Source organism: Microcoleus sp. A006_D1, from assembly GCF_036702805.1.
Classification (GTDB): domain Bacteria; phylum Cyanobacteriota; class Cyanobacteriia; order Cyanobacteriales; family Microcoleaceae; genus Microcoleus.
In genome coordinates this window covers 116,217-134,121 of record NZ_JAUBVZ010000011.1, presented here as the reverse complement: position 1 = coordinate 134,121, position 17,905 = coordinate 116,217, and the positions used below count along the sequence as shown (strand labels likewise).

General features: G+C 50.3%; 13 protein-coding genes. 11 read left to right on the top strand and 2 right to left on the bottom strand.

The window, feature by feature from the left end; translation table 11 throughout:
* Positions 1-178 precede the first annotated feature (178 nt).
* Both QUB68_RS20100 and QUB68_RS20095 read left to right on the top strand, forming a co-directional pair.
* On the top strand, positions 179-1,240 hold the full coding sequence (locus QUB68_RS20100) for a peptidoglycan DD-metalloendopeptidase family protein (RefSeq protein ID WP_332995761.1): 1,062 nt from the start codon (positions 179-181) through the stop codon (positions 1,238-1,240).
* 92 nt (positions 1,241-1,332) lie between these two features.
* Positions 1,333-1,638, top strand: coding sequence for a hypothetical protein (locus QUB68_RS20095; RefSeq protein WP_332995759.1), 306 nt, complete (start codon positions 1,333-1,335; stop codon positions 1,636-1,638).
* A gap of 240 nt (positions 1,639-1,878) precedes the next feature.
* Here the strand turns inward: QUB68_RS20095 and QUB68_RS20090 are convergent, their stop codons facing one another.
* Together QUB68_RS20090 and hisD are read right to left on the bottom strand one after the other, a co-directional pair.
* Positions 1,879-2,304: a universal stress protein gene (locus tag QUB68_RS20090; protein ID WP_332995839.1), complete on the bottom strand. Its 426-nt coding sequence runs from the start codon at positions 2,302-2,304 to the stop codon at positions 1,879-1,881.
* A gap of 213 nt (positions 2,305-2,517) precedes the next feature.
* Entirely contained in the window at positions 2,518-3,831 is a 1,314-nt protein-coding gene (hisD, locus tag QUB68_RS20085; protein WP_332995757.1) for a histidinol dehydrogenase, read from the bottom strand.
* A gap of 7 nt (positions 3,832-3,838) precedes the next feature.
* Here hisD and QUB68_RS20080 point away from each other — a divergent pair, with 7 nt between their 5' ends.
* The 9 genes from QUB68_RS20080 to QUB68_RS20040 all read left to right on the top strand — a co-directional run bounded on the left by QUB68_RS20080 (position 3,839) and on the right by QUB68_RS20040 (position 17,658).
* The gene (locus tag QUB68_RS20080; protein ID WP_332995756.1) at positions 3,839-4,006 is read left to right on the top strand and encodes a hypothetical protein; all 168 of its coding nucleotides are present in this window, start codon (positions 3,839-3,841) and stop codon (positions 4,004-4,006) included.
* An 817-nt stretch (positions 4,007-4,823) separates the two neighbouring features.
* Entirely contained in the window at positions 4,824-5,123 is a 300-nt protein-coding gene (gene rpsT, locus QUB68_RS20075) for a 30S ribosomal protein S20 (RefSeq protein ID WP_332995754.1), read from the top strand.
* A 189-nt stretch (positions 5,124-5,312) separates the two neighbouring features.
* Entirely contained in the window at positions 5,313-6,092 is a 780-nt protein-coding gene (locus QUB68_RS20070) for a TatD family hydrolase (RefSeq protein WP_332995752.1), read from the top strand.
* A gap of 138 nt (positions 6,093-6,230) precedes the next feature.
* Positions 6,231-6,596 carry a hypothetical protein gene (locus tag QUB68_RS20065; protein ID WP_332995750.1) on the top strand — a complete coding sequence of 122 codons (366 nt, stop codon included), beginning with the start codon at positions 6,231-6,233 and terminating at the stop codon, positions 6,594-6,596.
* A 98-nt stretch (positions 6,597-6,694) separates the two neighbouring features.
* The gene (gene rpoB / locus QUB68_RS20060) at positions 6,695-10,078 is read left to right on the top strand and encodes a DNA-directed RNA polymerase subunit beta (protein ID WP_332995748.1); all 3,384 of its coding nucleotides are present in this window, start codon (positions 6,695-6,697) and stop codon (positions 10,076-10,078) included.
* Between the two features lie 118 nt (positions 10,079-10,196).
* Entirely contained in the window at positions 10,197-10,505 is a 309-nt protein-coding gene (locus QUB68_RS20055) for an HNH endonuclease (protein WP_332995746.1), read from the top strand.
* A gap of 72 nt (positions 10,506-10,577) precedes the next feature.
* Entirely contained in the window at positions 10,578-11,345 is a 768-nt protein-coding gene (locus QUB68_RS20050) for an HNH endonuclease (protein WP_332995744.1), read from the top strand.
* Between the two features lie 83 nt (positions 11,346-11,428).
* The gene (locus QUB68_RS20045) at positions 11,429-13,306 is read left to right on the top strand and encodes a DNA-directed RNA polymerase subunit gamma (RefSeq protein WP_332995742.1); all 1,878 of its coding nucleotides are present in this window, start codon (positions 11,429-11,431) and stop codon (positions 13,304-13,306) included.
* Positions 13,307-13,515: 209 nt separating this feature from the next.
* Complete coding sequence (locus QUB68_RS20040; RefSeq protein WP_442923108.1) at positions 13,516-17,658, top strand: DNA-directed RNA polymerase subunit beta''; 4,143 nt, start codon at positions 13,516-13,518, stop codon at positions 17,656-17,658.
* Positions 17,659-17,905: the final 247 nt, after the last annotated feature.

Below are 17,905 nucleotides of genomic sequence, written 5' to 3'. Positions count from 1 at the left end.
GAGTCCCTCTCTAGTCTAATCTGAATTTTGCCCGCTTTTGCCGACCGATTCAGCTAAACCCGACTTTTTCCGACTGACTTGACTTCAAACACCCAGCTAGATCCGGCCGACAAACGCTTAAGACATTAGCAATACTTGGATTATCCGACTTTCAACCCTCATTAATTACGGTGTAACTATGACTACTACCAAGTCGATACTCGTGGCAATGGCCGGATGTGTTTGTCTTAGCAGCACGGGGCTGCCCCTAAATGCAGCACAGATCGATCGCACAACAAACCAAACCCTGAAAGTAAACACCCAGCCCCAGCTAATCGCTCAAGGTAATTCTTGCATTAACTTTGCTTCTGTTACACCTGCCTTTACAGCGACGACAGGGCGGGGCACAGTAAACGTTCGTTCCGGGCCTTCTTTAAGCGCATCTATCGTTAGAACATTGGCTCCCAATCAAATTTTTCGCTTTGACGGATGGGCTCACGGCGATAGCGTTATGGATGCAGGATTTAACCCTCCGCGACCCGATGCGCGGTGGTATAAATTGGCAGGTCAGAATCAGTGGGTCGCCAGTGCTGTCGTGATTGGCAATGCCCCTAACTCTACTCCAACTTGTACTCCCTCTCGCGGCGGCTATTTTAACAACTTAGCTTCTTGGAGCGATACGCAGTGGGAGAATGCCATCAACAGTGCCAGCGCCCTCAACTCCGTCAACAATAATCCCCCCACTTCTGATATCGGACGCATTTACAGGGATTTATCCAATGACTTATTTGGTCGGTATTTTCCAATGACAGGAGCCTACGTTTCTGATGACTATTTCCGAGCAACTGGCGGTCGTTTCGGCTTTCATGGAGCCATAGATATCGGTACTCCAGTAGGTATCGAAGTTAAATCTATGGTAGACGGAACAGTTGTAGTTTCCCAGCGCAACCCTAATGGCAGCAGCAATCAGGATGGAATTCTGACCATCAGAGCTGCCGACGGTAGTAATTACATCTATATGCACTTGAGTGAAATTAGAGTTACTCAGAATCAGCAGGTAAGGAAAGGCATGGTCGTCGGAAAAACTGGGGCTATGGGAGGTGGCAATCGAAACGCCTTTGCACCGCATTTGCACTATGAAGTTGCGCGGCCTGGTTTTCAGCTTGGCGCTTTAACAACACCTGCTGCACGGACTAAAGATCAGTTTCGCCAGCGCACCTTTAACCCCCTGAAAAATTACTGGGAATTAAGGCGGCGATAAAAACTAAAACAGCCTGAACATTCTCATTTAGTTGATTATTTTCAGGCTGAGTCAGGCGATCGCTCAGAGCGAATTTACAAACAAATAATTATATGCTCCAAACCTTATATCGGATAGCTGCTCTATCTGCTGCCCTTATCCAATTTACGACTGAAATTGCCATCAGCAATCCGCAACCAGTCAATTCCCACTACCCGATCGTCTCCCAATCCGACGACTCATTGCCAATTTGCTATATGCAGACAAGAGGTGGCATAACTTTGGATCTGAGCAATATGTGTAAAAAAACAACTCGAAAACCAGCCGTTAATTCTGAAAATAGCCCTCCCCGATTAGAGCCGGCAACACCTGAGAATCCTCCGCTCAATGAATCTCCACTAGCAATACCTCTCGGTTAAGGAACTTTGCTTAACAATCGCTAATGAGTTTACAAGTATTTCAGGAGATTAAATCCTGTAATTTTGTGCTTAACCCAGAGGTCTTGCAATACGAGGAGCAGCAATAAATTCTCAAACATATAACTTGCATCTTTGGGGCAGGCGATCGGCTTACCCCCACAATAATAGTTTCAAAATTTGTGATTTTAATAGCTATTTTAGTGTGGTAAATGCGATCGACTCTTTGATTTACCCCCCTACCTACCTAGCCCGCACCACCAACACCGAACAAGGAGCCTCAGCCACAACCTCAGCGCTTACCGAACCCTCCAAAATCCGCTTCAAACCAGTCAAACCCCGACAGCCGATCGCAATTAAGTCTACTTTATAAATATTCGCCAAACGCAAAATCTCCTGCGCCGGTTCCCCCGACACAATCTCCAACTCACTCTGGCAAGGCAACATTTCCTGATAAGATTGCAACAACTTCTCTACTTCTCGGTAAGCAATCTCATTTCCCTGAGCGTGAGGTCGATCGACCACCGCGTCAAAATCCGACATCCCAGAACTCACAACATGAACTAAAATCACCTTAGCCGTCGGTTCTAGCTTAAACTGCCCCACAGCTTGCAAAACCTGTGCTGCAAACTCAGAATTGTCGATCGCCACCAAAACAGTATTCAATATAATGCACCTTTAAATCTCAGATATTAGACTTGAAAATTCTAGTTAAATCTCGCCTACTTTCCCAAATTTCGCGCTTCCCACCAACATCATCATTACCAACACAGAAACCCGATTTCTTAACATAATTGCGTAATTTAAGCAAGATATTGGAAGAAACCGGGTTTCTTAAGCCCGAAATGCGTAAATCTCGATCGCCAAACTCAAACCTACCATCTAAAATTGATCATCCCCCTGATTTTCAGTCCGCAGTCGCACTGAATCAGCGTGAGAAGGCAAACCCTCAGCTTGGGCCAAAACATTAATCGCCTTAGCCACCTTTTTCAGTGCAGTTGGCGAATAATCAATCAAACTCGAATGCTTCATAAAAGTTTCGACACATAGCGGTGACGCATAGCGGGGAGCTCCAGAAGTCGGCAAAGTGTGATTAGGGCCAGCCAAATAATCACCCACAGCTTCCGGCGTCGAATAGCCCAAGAAAATCGCCCCAGCGTGGCGAATTTGCTCCAGCAAAGCCCAGGGATCTGCCACTTGCAATTCCAAATGTTCGGGAGCAAACTCGTTAGACAGTTCCGCCGCCGCCTTGAGGGACTCCACCACTACTACTAAACCGTAATTGGCGATCGCCTTTTCAGTCAAAGTCCGGCGCGGATGATTTGCCAACTGTCTGTCTACCTCAGCCACGACTTTTCTCGCCAACACCGAATCCGCCGTCAGCAAAATCGCCGATGCCATAGAATCATGTTCAGCTTGAGCCAACATATCCGCAGCTACGTGCACAGGATTTGCCTTGCCATCAGCGATAATCAGCACCTCCGAGGGCCCCGCCAGAGAATCGATCCCCACAGTGCCGTAAACCAGTTTTTTCGCCAGGGTGACGTAAATATTTCCTGGCCCAGTAATTAAATCCACCTTCGGAATAGTTTCTGTACCATAGGCCAAAGCTGCGATCGCCTGCGCCCCGCCTACCCGATAAATTTCATCAACTCCTGCTTCCTGAGCCGCTACCAGCACCGCAGGATTCATTTTTTTCTCTTGTCCGGGGGGAGTACACATCACCAGTCTCGGAACCTTGGCGACCTTCGCGGGCACCGCATTCATGATCACCGAGCTGGGATAGGACGCCTGACCGCCAGGGATGTAAATTCCCGCGCGATCGACCGGAGTGTAGCGTTTGCCCAAAACAATTTCGTCATCACCAAACTGCACCCAAGACTTGGGCACGCGCTGTCGGTGAAACGCTTCTACTTGTTTGCAAGCCAACCGGATGGCATTTAATAATTCTTTCGATATTTGCTGATAAGCAGCATCCAATTCGGCGCCACTGACGCGCAACTCTTCCGCATTTAGGGTGATGCGGTCAAATTCAGCAGTATATTGCAGCACAGCCTGATCGCCTTTGCGCCTTACAGCTTGCAGCACCTCGCGCACGGTGGCTTCTTTGTGAATAACAAGTTCGTCGTGGGTGCGATCGCAGATTCGTCGCAGTTCAGCTTGTGCCTCAACCCACTGAGTAATAATTCGCAGCATGGAGATTATGAATGCCGTCTATAATTCACGCTTGATTTGCTTGCAAGAAGGAATTTTCTTGCTTGATTCTGGGGAACTCGGCGACCAGTCCAAAACCTTGAACCGCAAGAGTTGCGGCATTTTCCCAGGCTTCAGTGAAGCGTTTAAATCTCTGTCGATCGTTTTGCAACACTGAGGACAAGTCACAACTTTTCTTGAGGAATTGCCCGCCAGAGAACCGGGTGTGGAGGGAGAGCGTTTCAGGGGAGATTGAGTCAGGGCGATGGCTCAAGAGAGAGTAGGTTCGAGGGAAAAAATTTTCTCTGCTGCCTTCTCTGCTGCCGGATGCTACGCGATCGGCCTTTCTTCGACTGCCCCAGCGGTCTGCCGAATGCCGAATGCCTTGTTCCCTTTACCTTCTATCTTCTTGGACACTCCCCGGTCTTTCATAGGCGGGGATTCTTGTTTCGCAGGGAGTCTCATAACTTTACCCTCAACAAGCATCCACTGTGTGCCGCACAGCGGGCAAGTGCTTCGGGCTGTTGCTAGAATCACCCGTACTCTTTGTTATAGCTTAACTTGGATTTTTCCGGGAATGGCATTTCGATCTGAATAGATGCTATATTGGTTTTTCTGACACCTGACATTTTTTTTATAAAAAAACGCAAAAATATTGTATACTTGAAAGTTGCGCGCTAGAAACCGTAACTTTCACTCGTAACGGTGGAAACCCCGCAACACGCCTCTGCAACACCCGTGTCATGCCTTTGGGTCTGTCAGGGTAGAAAACGGGGAGTTAAATGAGTCAATTAAAATTTAGTGCGATCGTCGCCAAAAAGTAGCCGCAGACTCAGCTCAATCTGAGCCAGAGGCTAGTGGCTGTCTGACTCAGCCTTTAACAATCAAGCTTTTTGTGGCTCGCTCCCGAAAAAGTTGTCCTGCAAAACCCCGTGTCTTGAGACTATCTTGAGACTAGAGTGTATCAATCAATACCTAAATCCACAAACTGAACTATGGCAAATATTAAGTCCGCCGTCAAACGAGTCAAAATCGCAGAGCGCAACCGCTTGTACAACAAGTCTTACAAGTCAGCGGTAAAAACTTTGATGAAGAAGTATTTCGCGACCGTTGAGAAGTACGCCGCAGCTCCGACACCAGAATTAATGCAAGAAGTCCAGCAACGGATGTCAGAGGCCTACAGCAAAATTGACAAAGCTGTCAAGAAAGGTGTACTGCACCGCAATAACGGCGATCGCAAAAAGTCCCGCTTGGCAAGAACCCTCAAGCCACACGAAACACAAGTAGCATCTTAAGACAGAAGGAAGTTCGGCAACGGATTGTGTAACGGATTTAACGGATTTAACGGATGTTGAGGGAAAAAGTCCGATCGAAGTTCGGCAACGGATTTAACAGATGGATGAAAAAAGGAAGAGGGAAGATTTTCCCACTCTCCCGATTCTCCCCCTCTCTCCCTCTTCCCCTCTCCCATTCGCCCATTCGCCATGCAGCTCATCGATACTCACGTTCATATCAACTTTGAGACTTTCAAATCTGAGTTAGAAGCCATTCGAGAACGCTGGCGCGAAGCTGGTGTGGTTCGCTTGGTTCATTCTTGTGTAGAGCCAGAAGAGTTTGCCGGAATTCAAGCGATTGCTAATCAATTTGCAGAAGTCTCCTTTGCGGTGGGGCTTCACCCCCTAGATGCCGGCAAGTGGAAAGACGAAACTGCAAGCCTGATTAGAAAATTAGCGAGTTCTGACGATCGGGTAGTGGCGATCGGCGAAACCGGACTAGACTTTCATAAAGGTGACGATCGCGAACACCAGTTTAAAGTGTTTGAGGCACAGCTAGAAATTGCCCGGGAACTTGACAAACCAGTGATTATCCACTGTCGCGACGCCGCCGCGCCAATGGCCCAAATGCTGCGGAACTTTTGGCAAACACGCGGCCCGGTGCGCGGCGTGATGCACTGCTGGGGAGGTACACCCGAAGAAACTCAGTGGTTTTTAGACTTGGGTTTCTACATCAGTTTTAGCGGAACTGTCACCTTTAAAAAAGCCTTGCAAATACAAGAATCAGCTTGTATGGTAAATAGCGATCGCATCCTAGTCGAGACAGATTGCCCTTTTCTAGCCCCCGTACCCCAGCGGGGAAAACGCAACGAACCAGCTTACGTCTACTACGTAGCCGAGCAAGTTGCTAAATTGAGAGGAGTTTCTCTGTTAACTTTGTCCCAGCAGACAACCGAAAATGCCTGTCAGCTATTCGGCTTTTCAGTGTAGCCTCAGCAGCACAGAGAAACGCAGAAAACAGGTTGAGTTAGGAGCAAACGATAGGGAAAATCCCATCTCTATCCTGCACAAAAAACCGGATTCATCCTTTATTTGAGATTCTTTTGGCGTTGTCTCCTGCAATCGGATTTGCGTCCTATAATTAAAAGAACCTACCGATCGGGCATCGCTTGCGATCGGCGCGATCGCAGTCGCCCGGGAACTGCCAGCTCGAACGCCAGCACGCTAACCTTCGGGGCAGGTCAAAAAATCAAGCAAGACCTCAAGTTTACACACTCAAACTTACAGATCAAAAGAAAGTTGGAACCTCAGAAATTTGGCAATAGCTGTAAAGTCAATTTTAGAAGTCAAATGTGTAGGTTTTTTACCCTGAAGCACCAAGAGATCGAAGCTAAAAACAATTCGATCGAAGCCAAAGTACGCACAGAATTACTGCGAGCAACCAGCCCAAAAAACCGTTGCAGCAGTTGGCAGGCGATCGAAAACATCATATAAATTCTCTCACACAATCCATCAAAAAAACGCAACAAGGTAAAAACGCCAAACCTTGGCGCCATGTAAAAAGCTAGAGCCACTGCGGAAAAAGGACACCCATGACCACTAAAGATTACACAGAATTTGCCTTCACCTTGCCCGACCTGATTGAAATCCAGCGGGCAAGTTTTCGCTGGTTTCTAGAAGCCGGACTGATAGAAGAACTTGACAGCTTCTCCCCGATTACAGACTACACAGGCAAGCTGGAACTCCACTTCATCGGCAAAGACTTCAAACTGAAGCGCCCGAAATACGACGTAGACGAAGCCAAGCGCCGGGACAGCACCTACTCAGTGCAAATGTACGTACCCACCCGCCTGATCAACAAAGAAACAGGCGAAATCAAAGAGCAAGAAGTCTTCATCGGCGACTTGCCCCTGATGACTGAGCGCGGCACTTTCATCATCAACGGTGCCGAACGAGTCATCGTCAACCAAATCGTGCGATCGCCCGGCGTATACTACAAATCAGAAACCGACAAAAACGGCCGCCGTTCCTACAACGCCTCGCTCATCCCCAACCGTGGCGCGTGGCTCAAGTTCGAGACCGACAAAAACGATTTAGTCTGGGTGAGAATCGACAAAACCCGCAAACTGTCAGCTCAGGTGCTGCTCAAAGCCCTAGGGCTCACAGACGGCGAAATCTACGACAGTTTGCGCCACCCCGAATACTTCCAAAAAACGATCGAGAAAGAAGGACAATTCGGCGAAGAAGAAGCTCTGATGGAGCTCTACCGCAAGCTGCGACCAGGCGAACCCCCCACCGTAGCCGGGGGAGAACAGCTCCTCCACTCGCGCTTTTTCGACCCCAAACGCTACGATTTGGGCAAAGTCGGCCGCTACAAACTCAACAAAAAACTGCGGCTCTCCGTTCCCGATACCACGCGGGTGCTGACATCCCAAGATATCTTGACGGCGATCGACTACTTAATCAACCTCGAATTCGACATCGGCTCAACGGATGACATCGACCACTTAGGCAACCGCCGAGTCCGCAGTGTCGGAGAACTGCTGCAAAACCAAGTCCGCGTAGGACTCAACCGCTTAGAACGGATTATCCGCGAACGGATGACCGTCTCCGACGCCGACTCCCTCAGCCCCGCATCCCTGGTCAACCCGAAACCACTGGTAGCAGCAATTAAGGAATTCTTCGGTTCCTCCCAGCTATCCCAGTTCATGGATCAAACGAATCCTCTGGCAGAACTGACCCACAAACGCCGGCTTTCCGCCCTCGGCCCCGGAGGCTTGACTCGCGAACGCGCCGGTTTCGCGGTGCGGGACATTCACCCGTCCCACTACGGCCGGATTTGCCCGATCGAAACACCAGAAGGCCCCAACGCCGGACTCATCGGTTCCTTGGCAACCCACGCCCGCGTCAACCCCTACGGCTTCATCGAAACACCATTCTACCCAGTCGAAAAAGGACAAGTGCTGCGGGACAAAGCCCCGGTTTACATGACAGCCGATGAGGAAGACGACTTGCGCGTCGCCCCCGGAGACATCAGCCTCGACGAAAACAACAACCTCTTGGGCGAAACCGTAGCCGTGCGCTACCGCCAAGAATTTACCACCACCACTCCGATGCAGGTGGACTACATGGCGATTTCGCCGGTGCAAATCGTCTCCGTCGCCACATCGCTGATTCCGTTCTTGGAACACGACGATGCTAACCGCGCTCTGATGGGCTCGAATATGCAGCGGCAAGCCGTGCCGCTGCTGAAACCAGAACGCCCCCTCGTGGGTACGGGCTTGGAAGCTCAGGCCGCCCGAGATTCCGGGATGGTGGTGGTTTCCAAGGTGAACGGCGAGGTGATTTACATCGACGCTACCCGGATTATTGTCAAGCCCCTGGCGGCAGATGCCGAGTCGAATTCCAGCGAGGAAAGTTTCCTGATTCGGGAATACGACGACCTCAAAACCAAACAGCCCTCGGTTTGGAAGCAAAAATACTCAGGCTGTATCGAGCACGAACTGCAAAAATATCAGCGCTCTAACCAGGATACCTGTTTAAACCAGCGCCCGCTGATCTATGAGGGCGATCGCGTCGTAGCCGGTCAAGTCCTCGCCGACGGTTCCTCCACCGAAGGGGCAGAACTGGCTCTGGGTCAAAACATCATCGCAGCTTATATGCCCTGGGAAGGCTACAACTACGAAGATGGAATACTGATTAGCGAACGTTTGGTGTACGAAGATGTGTACACCAGCATCCACATTGAAAAATACGAAATCGAAGCCCGCCAAACCAAACTCGGCCCCGAAGAAATCACCCGCGAAATACCCAACGTCGGCGAAGACGCACTGCGCCAGCTAGACGAACAGGGCATCATCCGCAAAGGTGCTTGGGTAGAAGCCAGCGACATTTTGGTCGGGAAGGTGACTCCCAAAGGTGAATCCGACCAACCGCCGGAAGAAAAACTGCTCAGGGCAATCTTCGGCGAAAAAGCCCGAGACGTGCGCGATAACTCGCTGCGCGTACCCAACGGCGAAAAAGGCCGCGTCGTAGACGTGCGCGTTTTCACTCGCGAACAGGGCGACGAACTACCTCCAGGCGCCAACATGGTTGTCCGCGTCTACGTAGCCCAAAAACGCAAGATTCAAGTCGGCGACAAAATGGCCGGCCGCCACGGTAACAAAGGTATTGTGTCCCGGATTCTGCCGATGGAGGATATGCCCTACTTACCCGATGGGACTCCCGTTGACATCGTGCTCAATCCCTTGGGTGTACCGTCGCGGATGAACGTGGGTCAGATTTTTGAGTGCTTGCTGGGCTGGGCGGGGGAAAATCTATCCATGCGGTTCAAGATGGTGCCTTTTGATGAAATGCACGGTGCTGAAAAGTCGCGGGAAACCGTTCACGGCAAGTTAGAGGAGGCGCGCGAAAAAACGGGTAAACCGTGGATATTTAACGAAAAACACCCCGGTAAGACTATTGTCTACGATGGCAGAACTGGCGAACCGTTCGATCGCCCGATCACCGTCGGCATTGCCTATATGCTGAAACTCGTCCACTTAGTAGACGACAAAATCCACGCCCGCAGCACCGGCCCTTACTCGCTGGTAACGCAGCAGCCCTTGGGCGGCAAAGCGCAGCAAGGAGGGCAGCGGTTCGGGGAAATGGAAGTTTGGGCCCTGGAAGCCTTCGGCGCAGCTTATACTTTGCAAGAGTTGCTGACTGTTAAGTCGGATGATATGCAGGGTAGAAATGAAGCTTTGAATGCGATCGTCAAAGGCAAAGCTATTCCGCGCCCCGGTACGCCGGAATCGTTCAAAGTGCTGATGCGGGAGTTGCAGTCTTTGTGCTTGGACATTGCCGTGCACAAAGTGAATACGAACGACGAAGGCAGCGAGCACGTAGAAGTCGATTTGATGGCAGATGCAGGCGGGCGGCGATCGCCCTCCCGGCCTACTTACGAATCGCTTTCTCGTGACGAAGACGAGGATTAACAATTAAAGATTTTAGATTTCTTGGCAACATTCAATCTAAAATCTTTAATCGACAATCTCAAAATAAAATGCCTCAGTAGTGTTCGTACCACTGCTGAGGCGAATCAACGCTCTTAAGATGAGAGACGCTGACGTGATAATTGTAACAGTTGTCCCAGGAATTGAAGGAGAATTAGACCTGGAGACAGGCTGTATTAACTGGCAAGGCAGTAAGTTGGGCAACGGTTACGGGCGCAAATGGCTCGATGGCAAAACGGTATTAGTCCACCGATTAGTCCTAGAATCGAAAATAGCAGGATTCCTCGATTCCAGTTATTTTGCTTGCCATACCTGCGACAATCCAAGCTGCATCAGCCCGGAACATCTCATAGCCGGATCGGCTGCTGAGAATACCGGACAGATGATGGGGCGCGATCCTCTTCGTTGATGAGCCTCCCGTAGGGGCGGGCTGCGCTAACGCAAAACTCCCAGACGCAAAAGTATTCCGGGAATTGGTAAATTGTCGATCGCCCAACTGCGGGAAATTCAGACTAAATATTTATCTGGAACAGTCAAGAACCACCTAGCAAGAGAGTATGGAGTACAAAATGAAACTATTACTAAGATACTTCAGGCAAATATCCCCGATAACTTCATCACAGTTTCCCCACGCTTTGTAGGAGAAATTCAAGACAACGGCTGCATAATTTTTCAAGGCGCAAAAGACGGCGCAGGCTATGGCAAGTATTTTACAAAAGATGGAAAACAGGCAACAGTTACTCGTGCTGTTTTATCCGAGAAATTAGGATATGAACTTCCCACTTATATGGATGCTTGCCATACCTGCGACACTCCCAGTTGTATTAATCCAGAACACCTCTGGGCTGGTACTCGCACTCAGAATTTATTAGATGCTTCCAAAAAAGGACGCACCCAAGGAAAAAGTCATCCGCTTTCCAATGCCAAATTAGACTGGGAAAAGGTGCGAGAAATCCGGCAAAAACTAGCAGCAGGAGAGAGAATGAAGGATGTAGCTGAAGCATACAGTGTCGGCCGCAAAACTATACACGATCTTAAATATCACGTCACTTGGAAGCAAGAAGGCGAAGAAGTTCCAATTCCTCGTATGGGTGGATGTCTCGATCGCAAAATGACTTTTGCTCAAGCACAGGATGTGCGAGAACGAATTAAAGCCGGAGAATCCCTTGCTAAAATTGCTAGGGACTTTGGAGTATCGAAAAGTGTCATTTATGACATTAAAAATAATGTCACATATAAAGGAGTCTGACATTGATTTAATCCGCAAAGAATCAATCAAAAAAGATAAATTACAGCAAATAATTTCAAGTAAATCATCGATTGGAGTCAAGAATGGCTAAGATAGAACAACGATTTGATTACGTAAAGATTGGGTTAGCTTCACCAGAAAGAATTCGACAATGGGGAGAGAGAACTTTGCCCAATGGTCAGATTGTTGGCGAAGTAGTCAAGCCCGAGACGATCAACTACAGAACTCTAAAACCGGAAATGGACGGTTTGTTTTGTGAGCGCATTTTTGGGCCTGCAAAAGATTGGGAATGTCATTGTGGCAAGTACAAACGAGTTCGTCATAGAGGCATTGTTTGCGAGAGATGCGGTGTCGAAGTCACTGAATCTCGCGTCCGCCGCCACCGCATGGGATTTATCAAATTAGCAGCTCCAGTAGCTCACGTTTGGTATCTCAAAGGCATCCCCAGCTACATGGCAATTCTGTTAGATATGCCCCTGCGAGATGTCGAACAAATTGTCTATTTCAATGCCTATGTTGTGTTGAATGCTGGTAATGCTGAAAAGCTCCAATACAAGCAATTGCTCACAGAAGATGCTTGGCTGGAAATAGAAGACGAACTTTATAGCGAAGATTCCACGCTGACGGGCGTAGAAGTAGGAATCGGTGCTGAAGCTTTGCAAGTTTTGCTGCAAAATATTCCGCTAGAAAGCGAAGCGGAAAAGTTGCGGGAAGACATCGCCAATGCTAAAGGTCAAAAACGGGCGAAGTTAATTAAACGCTTGCGGGTAATTGACAACTTTATCGCTACGGGTTCTCATCCCGATTGGATGGTGCTCAATGTGATTCCGGTGATTCCGCCGGATTTGCGGCCGATGGTACAGCTAGACGGTGGACGTTTTGCAACGAGTGACCTTAATGACCTTTATCGGAGAGTGATTAACCGTAATAACCGCTTAGCCAGATTGCAAGAAATTCTGGCGCCGGAAATTATCATTCGCAACGAAAAGCGGATGTTACAAGAAGCCGTGGATGCGCTGATTGATAACGGCCGCCGGGGCCGGACTGTGGTGGGCGCAAACAACCGTCCGCTGAAGTCTCTGTCGGACATCATTGAAGGGAAACAAGGTCGTTTCCGGCAAAACTTGCTGGGGAAACGGGTTGACTACTCCGGGCGTTCGGTGATTGTCGTGGGGCCCAAACTGAAGATTCATCAGTGCGGTTTACCGAGGGAAATGGCGATCGAGCTTTTCCAGCCCTTCGTCATCCACCGTTTGATCCGCCAAGGACTCGTCAACAACATCAAAGCAGCCAAAAAACTCATCCAGCGCAACGATCCTAGCGTTTGGGACGTGCTTCAGGAGGTGATTGAAGGCCACCCAGTCATGCTGAACCGGGCGCCGACGCTGCACCGCTTGGGGATTCAAGCCTTTGAGCCGATTTTGGTGGACGGGAGGGCGATTCAGCTTCACCCGCTAGTCTGTCCGGCTTTTAACGCTGACTTTGACGGTGACCAAATGGCTGTACACGTTCCTTTGTCTCTGGAATCTCAAGCCGAAGCGCGCTTGCTGATGCTGGCTTCTAACAACATTATGTCGCCAGCAACGGGAAGACCGATCGTCACTCCTTCTCAAGATATGGTGCTCGGTTGCTATTATTTGACAGCCGAAAATCCTGATGCTCAAAAAGGAGCCGGTCACTATTTCTCTAGCTTTACCGATGCGGTTGTAGCTTACGAACATGGAGTCGTGGACTTGCACTCATACGTGTGGGTGAGATTTCAAGGCGCCATCGAAAACACAGAACCCGAAGGGGAACCGCTGAAGATGCAACGATCGGCAGACGGTACAGTAGTGACGAAAGAATACAAGTTCCGCCGGGTTCGGGAAGATGCAGAGGGCAAGTTGATTACTCAGTTCATTCGCACTACTCCCGGTAGGATTATCTATCACCAAACTATCGAATCGGTAATTAACAACTAGGAACTGGGTAATCGGTAATCGGTAATGCGTAATGGGTCAATCCATCAGAAAAAAATGGTTTGATTTGATGCGGGATCGTAGCGGTAAGGTGCGCATTGCGCACCCTACATATAGATGTTATGTGGCTTAAATCCTGTACTAATTACCAATTACCAGTTACCAATGACTAATGACTAATGACTAATGACCAAATTACTAACAGCAGAAAAATGACAGAAAATAAGGAAAATAAGGAAATTGTTTTTCGTAATCGAGTTGTTGACAAAGGTCAGCTCAAAAAATTAATCTCTTGGTCATTCATGAACTGTGGAACTGCCCGCACAGCCCAAATGGCAGACAAACTCAAAGACTTGGGTTTCCGCTACGCCACAAAAGCCGGAGTCTCGATTAGCGTAGACGACCTGCAAGTACCCCCAATCAAACGACAACTGCTCGATGCAGCCGAAGAAGAAACCCGGATCACAGAACAGAAATACACCAGAGGCGAAATCACCGAAGTCGAACGCTTCCAAAAAGTAATCGACACCTGGAACAGCACCTCAGAAGACCTCAAAGACGAAGTAGTCAAGAACTTCCGAGCCACAGACCCCCTCAACTCGGTCTACATGATGGCCTTCTCCGGCGCGCGCGGAAACATCTCCCAAGTGCGGCAGCTCGTCGGAATGCGCGGATTGATGGCAGACCCCCAAGGAGAAATCATCGCCTTGCCAATTAAAACCAACTTCCGCGAAGGACTCACCGTCACCGAATACATCATCTCCTCCTACGGAGCGCGCAAAGGCTTAGTCGATACTGCCCTGCGCACTGCCGACTCCGGCTATTTGACTCGGCGGTTAGTAGACGTAGCCCAAGATGTGATTGTGCGCGAAACAGACTGCGGCACCCAGCGCGGGATTCGGGTACGCCCGATGACCGACGGTGCTACCGTGCTGATTCCCCTCAAAGATCGGCTACTGGGACGAGTATTTGCCCGAGACGTACTACACCCCAAAACCGGGGAAATCGTAGCTTATGGCAGCGAAAGAGCCGTGCGAAATCAGCCGATTACCGAAGAACTAGCGGACGCGATCGGCAACTCCGGAGTTGCAGAAGTATATTTGCGATCGCCCCTGACTTGCGAAGCAACGCGCTCGGTGTGCCAGTCCTGCTACGGTTGGAGCCTCGCTCACTCGAAGATGGTGGACATGGGAGAAGCGATCGGGATTATCGCCGCTCAGTCGATCGGCGAACCGGGAACCCAGCTCACCATGCGCACTTTCCACACAGGCGGTGTATTTACTGGAGAAGTCGCCAAACAAGAACGCGCACCTTTTGCTGGGACAGTCAAGTTTAAGAATTTGCGTACCCGCGGATTCCGCACCAGACACGGGGAAGAAGCCCTGGTCGCTGAAAACAACGGCAAACTTGTTTTAGAGGCAGATGGCTTTGAAGAAGGCAAATCCGGCGCTAAAAATCAGAAGCTGAAAATCGAACTGGCGATCGCCCAAGGTTCAACAGTTATGGTCAAAGACGGACAGCGCGCCATCCCCAATCAAATATTGGCAGAAGTGCCGATCGCTGGCCGCGCCGCCCGCAAAACCACAGAAAAAGTCACAACCGACGTAGCATCCGACCTAGCCGGAGAAGCTAAGTTTGCTGATTTAGTACCAGAAGAAAAAACCGATCGCCAGGGTAACACCACCCGCACAGCCAGCCGGGGCGGATTGATTTGGATTCTAAGCGGCCAAGTGTATAACTTGCCTCCAGGTGCTGAACCGGCTGTCAAAAACGGCTCTCGGATTGTCGCCGAAAGCGTGATTGCTGAAACAAAACTGATTTCGGAACACGGTGGCGTGGTGCGCATCGCTGATGAGCGAGAAATCGAGATTATTACAGCTCAAGTTTTGCTCGACCAAGCAGTTGTCCGCGCCGAAAGCGCTGGCGGCCGCGAACACTATGTGATTGAAACTGCCTCGAACCAGCGGTTTTCGCTCAAAACGGCGCCTGGAAGTAAGGTGATCAACGGCGAGGTTGTGGCAGAACTGCTTGACGACAGCTACCGCACCGCCACCGGAGGTATCGTCAAATATGCAGGCGTAGAAGTCCACAAACGCGGCAAAGCTAAACTCGGCTACGAAGTAGTCAAGGGGGGGACTCTGCTGTGGATTCCTGAAGAGTGCCACGAAGTTAACAAAGACATTTCCTTGCTGCTGGTAGAAGACGGCCAGTACGTCGAAGCCGGTACCGAAGTTGTCAAAGATATTTTCTGCCAAACCAGCGGCGCGGTAGAAGTCACTCAGAAAAACGATATCCTCCGGGAAATCGTGATCAAACCCGGTACCCTGCACGCAGTAGATCGCCCGCCACTAACTTTCGGCGAGGGTCAAATCGTCAGTGCTGGTCAAGAAATATTCCCCGGCTTAATTGCCGAAGAGCTGGGCTACGCAGAATATATCGAAACTCCCGAAGGCCCGGCTTTACTGCTGCGGCCTGTGGTGGAGTTCCCGGTGCCGGATAAGCCACCTGTGCCTTCTCAGACAGCTCTGAATGAGTCGATCTCTCTCAAAGCAGTGCAGCGCCTCCCTTATAAGGACGGGGAGCGAGTCAAATCTGTGGAAGGGCTGGAATTGCTGCGAACTCAGCTTATCTTGGAAATTGGTTCGGGGGCGCCGCAACTGGCTGCGGATATCGAACTGTTGCCGGATGAGGATGATGCTAGTGCTTTTGGGGCTGATGGTTCTGGGCCTGCTTGGAATGCCGAGGCGGCGTTGGCGAACCGCGATTTGGTTGTGGTGGAAGGGGAGAGCGATCGACCAAAGAAAGCTTTCCGCTTGCAGTTGGTGATTTTGGAGTCGCTGGTGATCCGCCGCGATGTGTCGGCTGACCCGACCCAGGGTAGCACTCACACGCGGCTGCTGGTGGAGGACGGACAGTCGATCGCCCCCGGCGCAGTAGTAGCCCGCACCGAGATTCTCTGCAAGGAAGCAGGTATTGTCCGCGGTATCCGCGAAGGGCAGAATGAACCAGTTCGCAGGCTGCTGGTAATGCGGGATGCAGATTCTATTACTGTTTCTGTGGCCGGGACGCCGGAAGTGAGTCCAGGTCAATTGCTGGTTGCGGGTACAGAAGTGGCTCCTGGCATTTTGCTGGAAGAATCCGGCCAAGTAGTGAAAGTTGTACCTGCATCGGGTGACGAATCTGCGAAAATCGTGTTCAGGGTGGCTCGCCCTTACCGGGTATCTGCCGGAGCGGTGCTGCACGTGGATGACGGAGATTTGGTGCAGCGCGGGGACAATTTGGTGATTTTAGTGTTCGAGCGCGCCAAGACTGGAGATATTATTCAGGGTTTGCCGAGAATTGAAGAGTTGCTGGAGGGGCGCAAGCCTAAGGAAGCCTGCATTCTGGCGAAGCGCCCGGGTACAGCTCAAGTAGCCGTAGATGACGATGTAGTGGAACTGGCGGTGGTCGAGGATGACGGCCGCATCGAGCAGTATCCTTTGTTGCCCGGTCAAAATCCGATCGTCTCTGACGGACAGCGCGTCGGCGTTGCCGAAGCTTTGACTGACGGGCCTGCCAATCCTCACGAAATTCTCGAAGTCTTCTTCCACGTCCTCAAGGAGCGCCAGCCGACTTTTGAGGCAGCTTTGGAAAGTTTCCAGCAGGTGCAAACTTTCCTAGTCAACGAGGTGCAGTCTGTCTATCAGTCTCAAGGCGTAGATATTTCTGACAAACACATCGAAGTGATCGTGCGCCAGATGACCAACAAAGTGCGGATGGAGGACGGTGGCGATACTACCATGCTCCCGGGCGAGTTGGTGGAACTGCGGCAGGTAGAACAGGTGAACGAGGCGATGTCGATTACTGGCGGCGCACCGGCCGACTATACTCCCGTACTGCTGGGGATTACTAAGGCTTCGCTCAATACCGACAGCTTTATTTCCGCTGCTTCCTTCCAAGAAACTACCAGGGTGCTGACTGAGGCTGCGATCGAAGGCAAATCAGACTGGCTCCGAGGGCTCAAGGAAAACGTCATCATCGGCCGCCTGATTCCTGCCGGAACCGGGTTCAACGCCTACGAGGATGCTAGCGTTCAGGATGCGGGTTTTGACGGTGCCGTGTTTGATGACGAAATCCACGATTTGCAGGAGGATGTTGTTTTGGACGATCGCACTGCCCGCCGCAAGTATACGATCGAGAGCACTTTTGAGGTAGGGCGCGGCTCTGCTGACATTGAGGTTGGGGAGGATTTTGAGGATGTTGAGGTTGAGGAGGACGATTTTGTCCCTGATGCTGATGACGATGCTTTAGTTGTCCCTGATGCTGATGACGATGATGACGAGATCGATTATGACTTCGATGAGGACGAGGACTAATTTGAATTTTTAGGTGGCCGCGCAGCTAGCTGTTTTTGCTGCTAGCTGCGCGGATTTTTTTGGGGAATAGCTGCGATGAAAAGGGTTGGGAACTGATGCTGTAAGTGTCTGCGATCGGGGTTTTTGAGTGAAGGCTCTACACCGACATTTGTCGGAATCTATCAGCTAAATTTCAATAGTTTTTGATTGTGGAAGAGTTTTAATTGTTTGAACTAACTAACAATTAAAACTCGAACTTTTTCGGCTT

Coding starts and splice junctions, on each gene's coding strand:
- QUB68_RS20070 (WP_332995752.1), top strand. CDS start 5,313: ATGCAGCTCATCGATACTCACGTTCATATCAACTTTGAGACTTTCAAA.
- rpsT (WP_332995754.1), top strand. CDS start 4,824: ATGGCAAATATTAAGTCCGCCGTCAAACGAGTCAAAATCGCAGAGCGC.
- QUB68_RS20095 (WP_332995759.1), top strand. CDS start 1,333: ATGCTCCAAACCTTATATCGGATAGCTGCTCTATCTGCTGCCCTTATC.
- QUB68_RS20080 (WP_332995756.1), top strand. CDS start 3,839: ATGAATGCCGTCTATAATTCACGCTTGATTTGCTTGCAAGAAGGAATT.
- QUB68_RS20055 (WP_332995746.1), top strand. CDS start 10,197: ATGAGAGACGCTGACGTGATAATTGTAACAGTTGTCCCAGGAATTGAA.
- hisD (WP_332995757.1), bottom strand. CDS start 3,831: ATGCTGCGAATTATTACTCAGTGGGTTGAGGCACAAGCTGAACTGCGA.
- QUB68_RS20040 (WP_442923108.1), top strand. CDS start 13,516: ATGACAGAAAATAAGGAAAATAAGGAAATTGTTTTTCGTAATCGAGTT.
- QUB68_RS20045 (WP_332995742.1), top strand. CDS start 11,429: ATGGCTAAGATAGAACAACGATTTGATTACGTAAAGATTGGGTTAGCT.
- rpoB (WP_332995748.1), top strand. CDS start 6,695: ATGACCACTAAAGATTACACAGAATTTGCCTTCACCTTGCCCGACCTG.
- QUB68_RS20100 (WP_332995761.1), top strand. CDS start 179: ATGACTACTACCAAGTCGATACTCGTGGCAATGGCCGGATGTGTTTGT.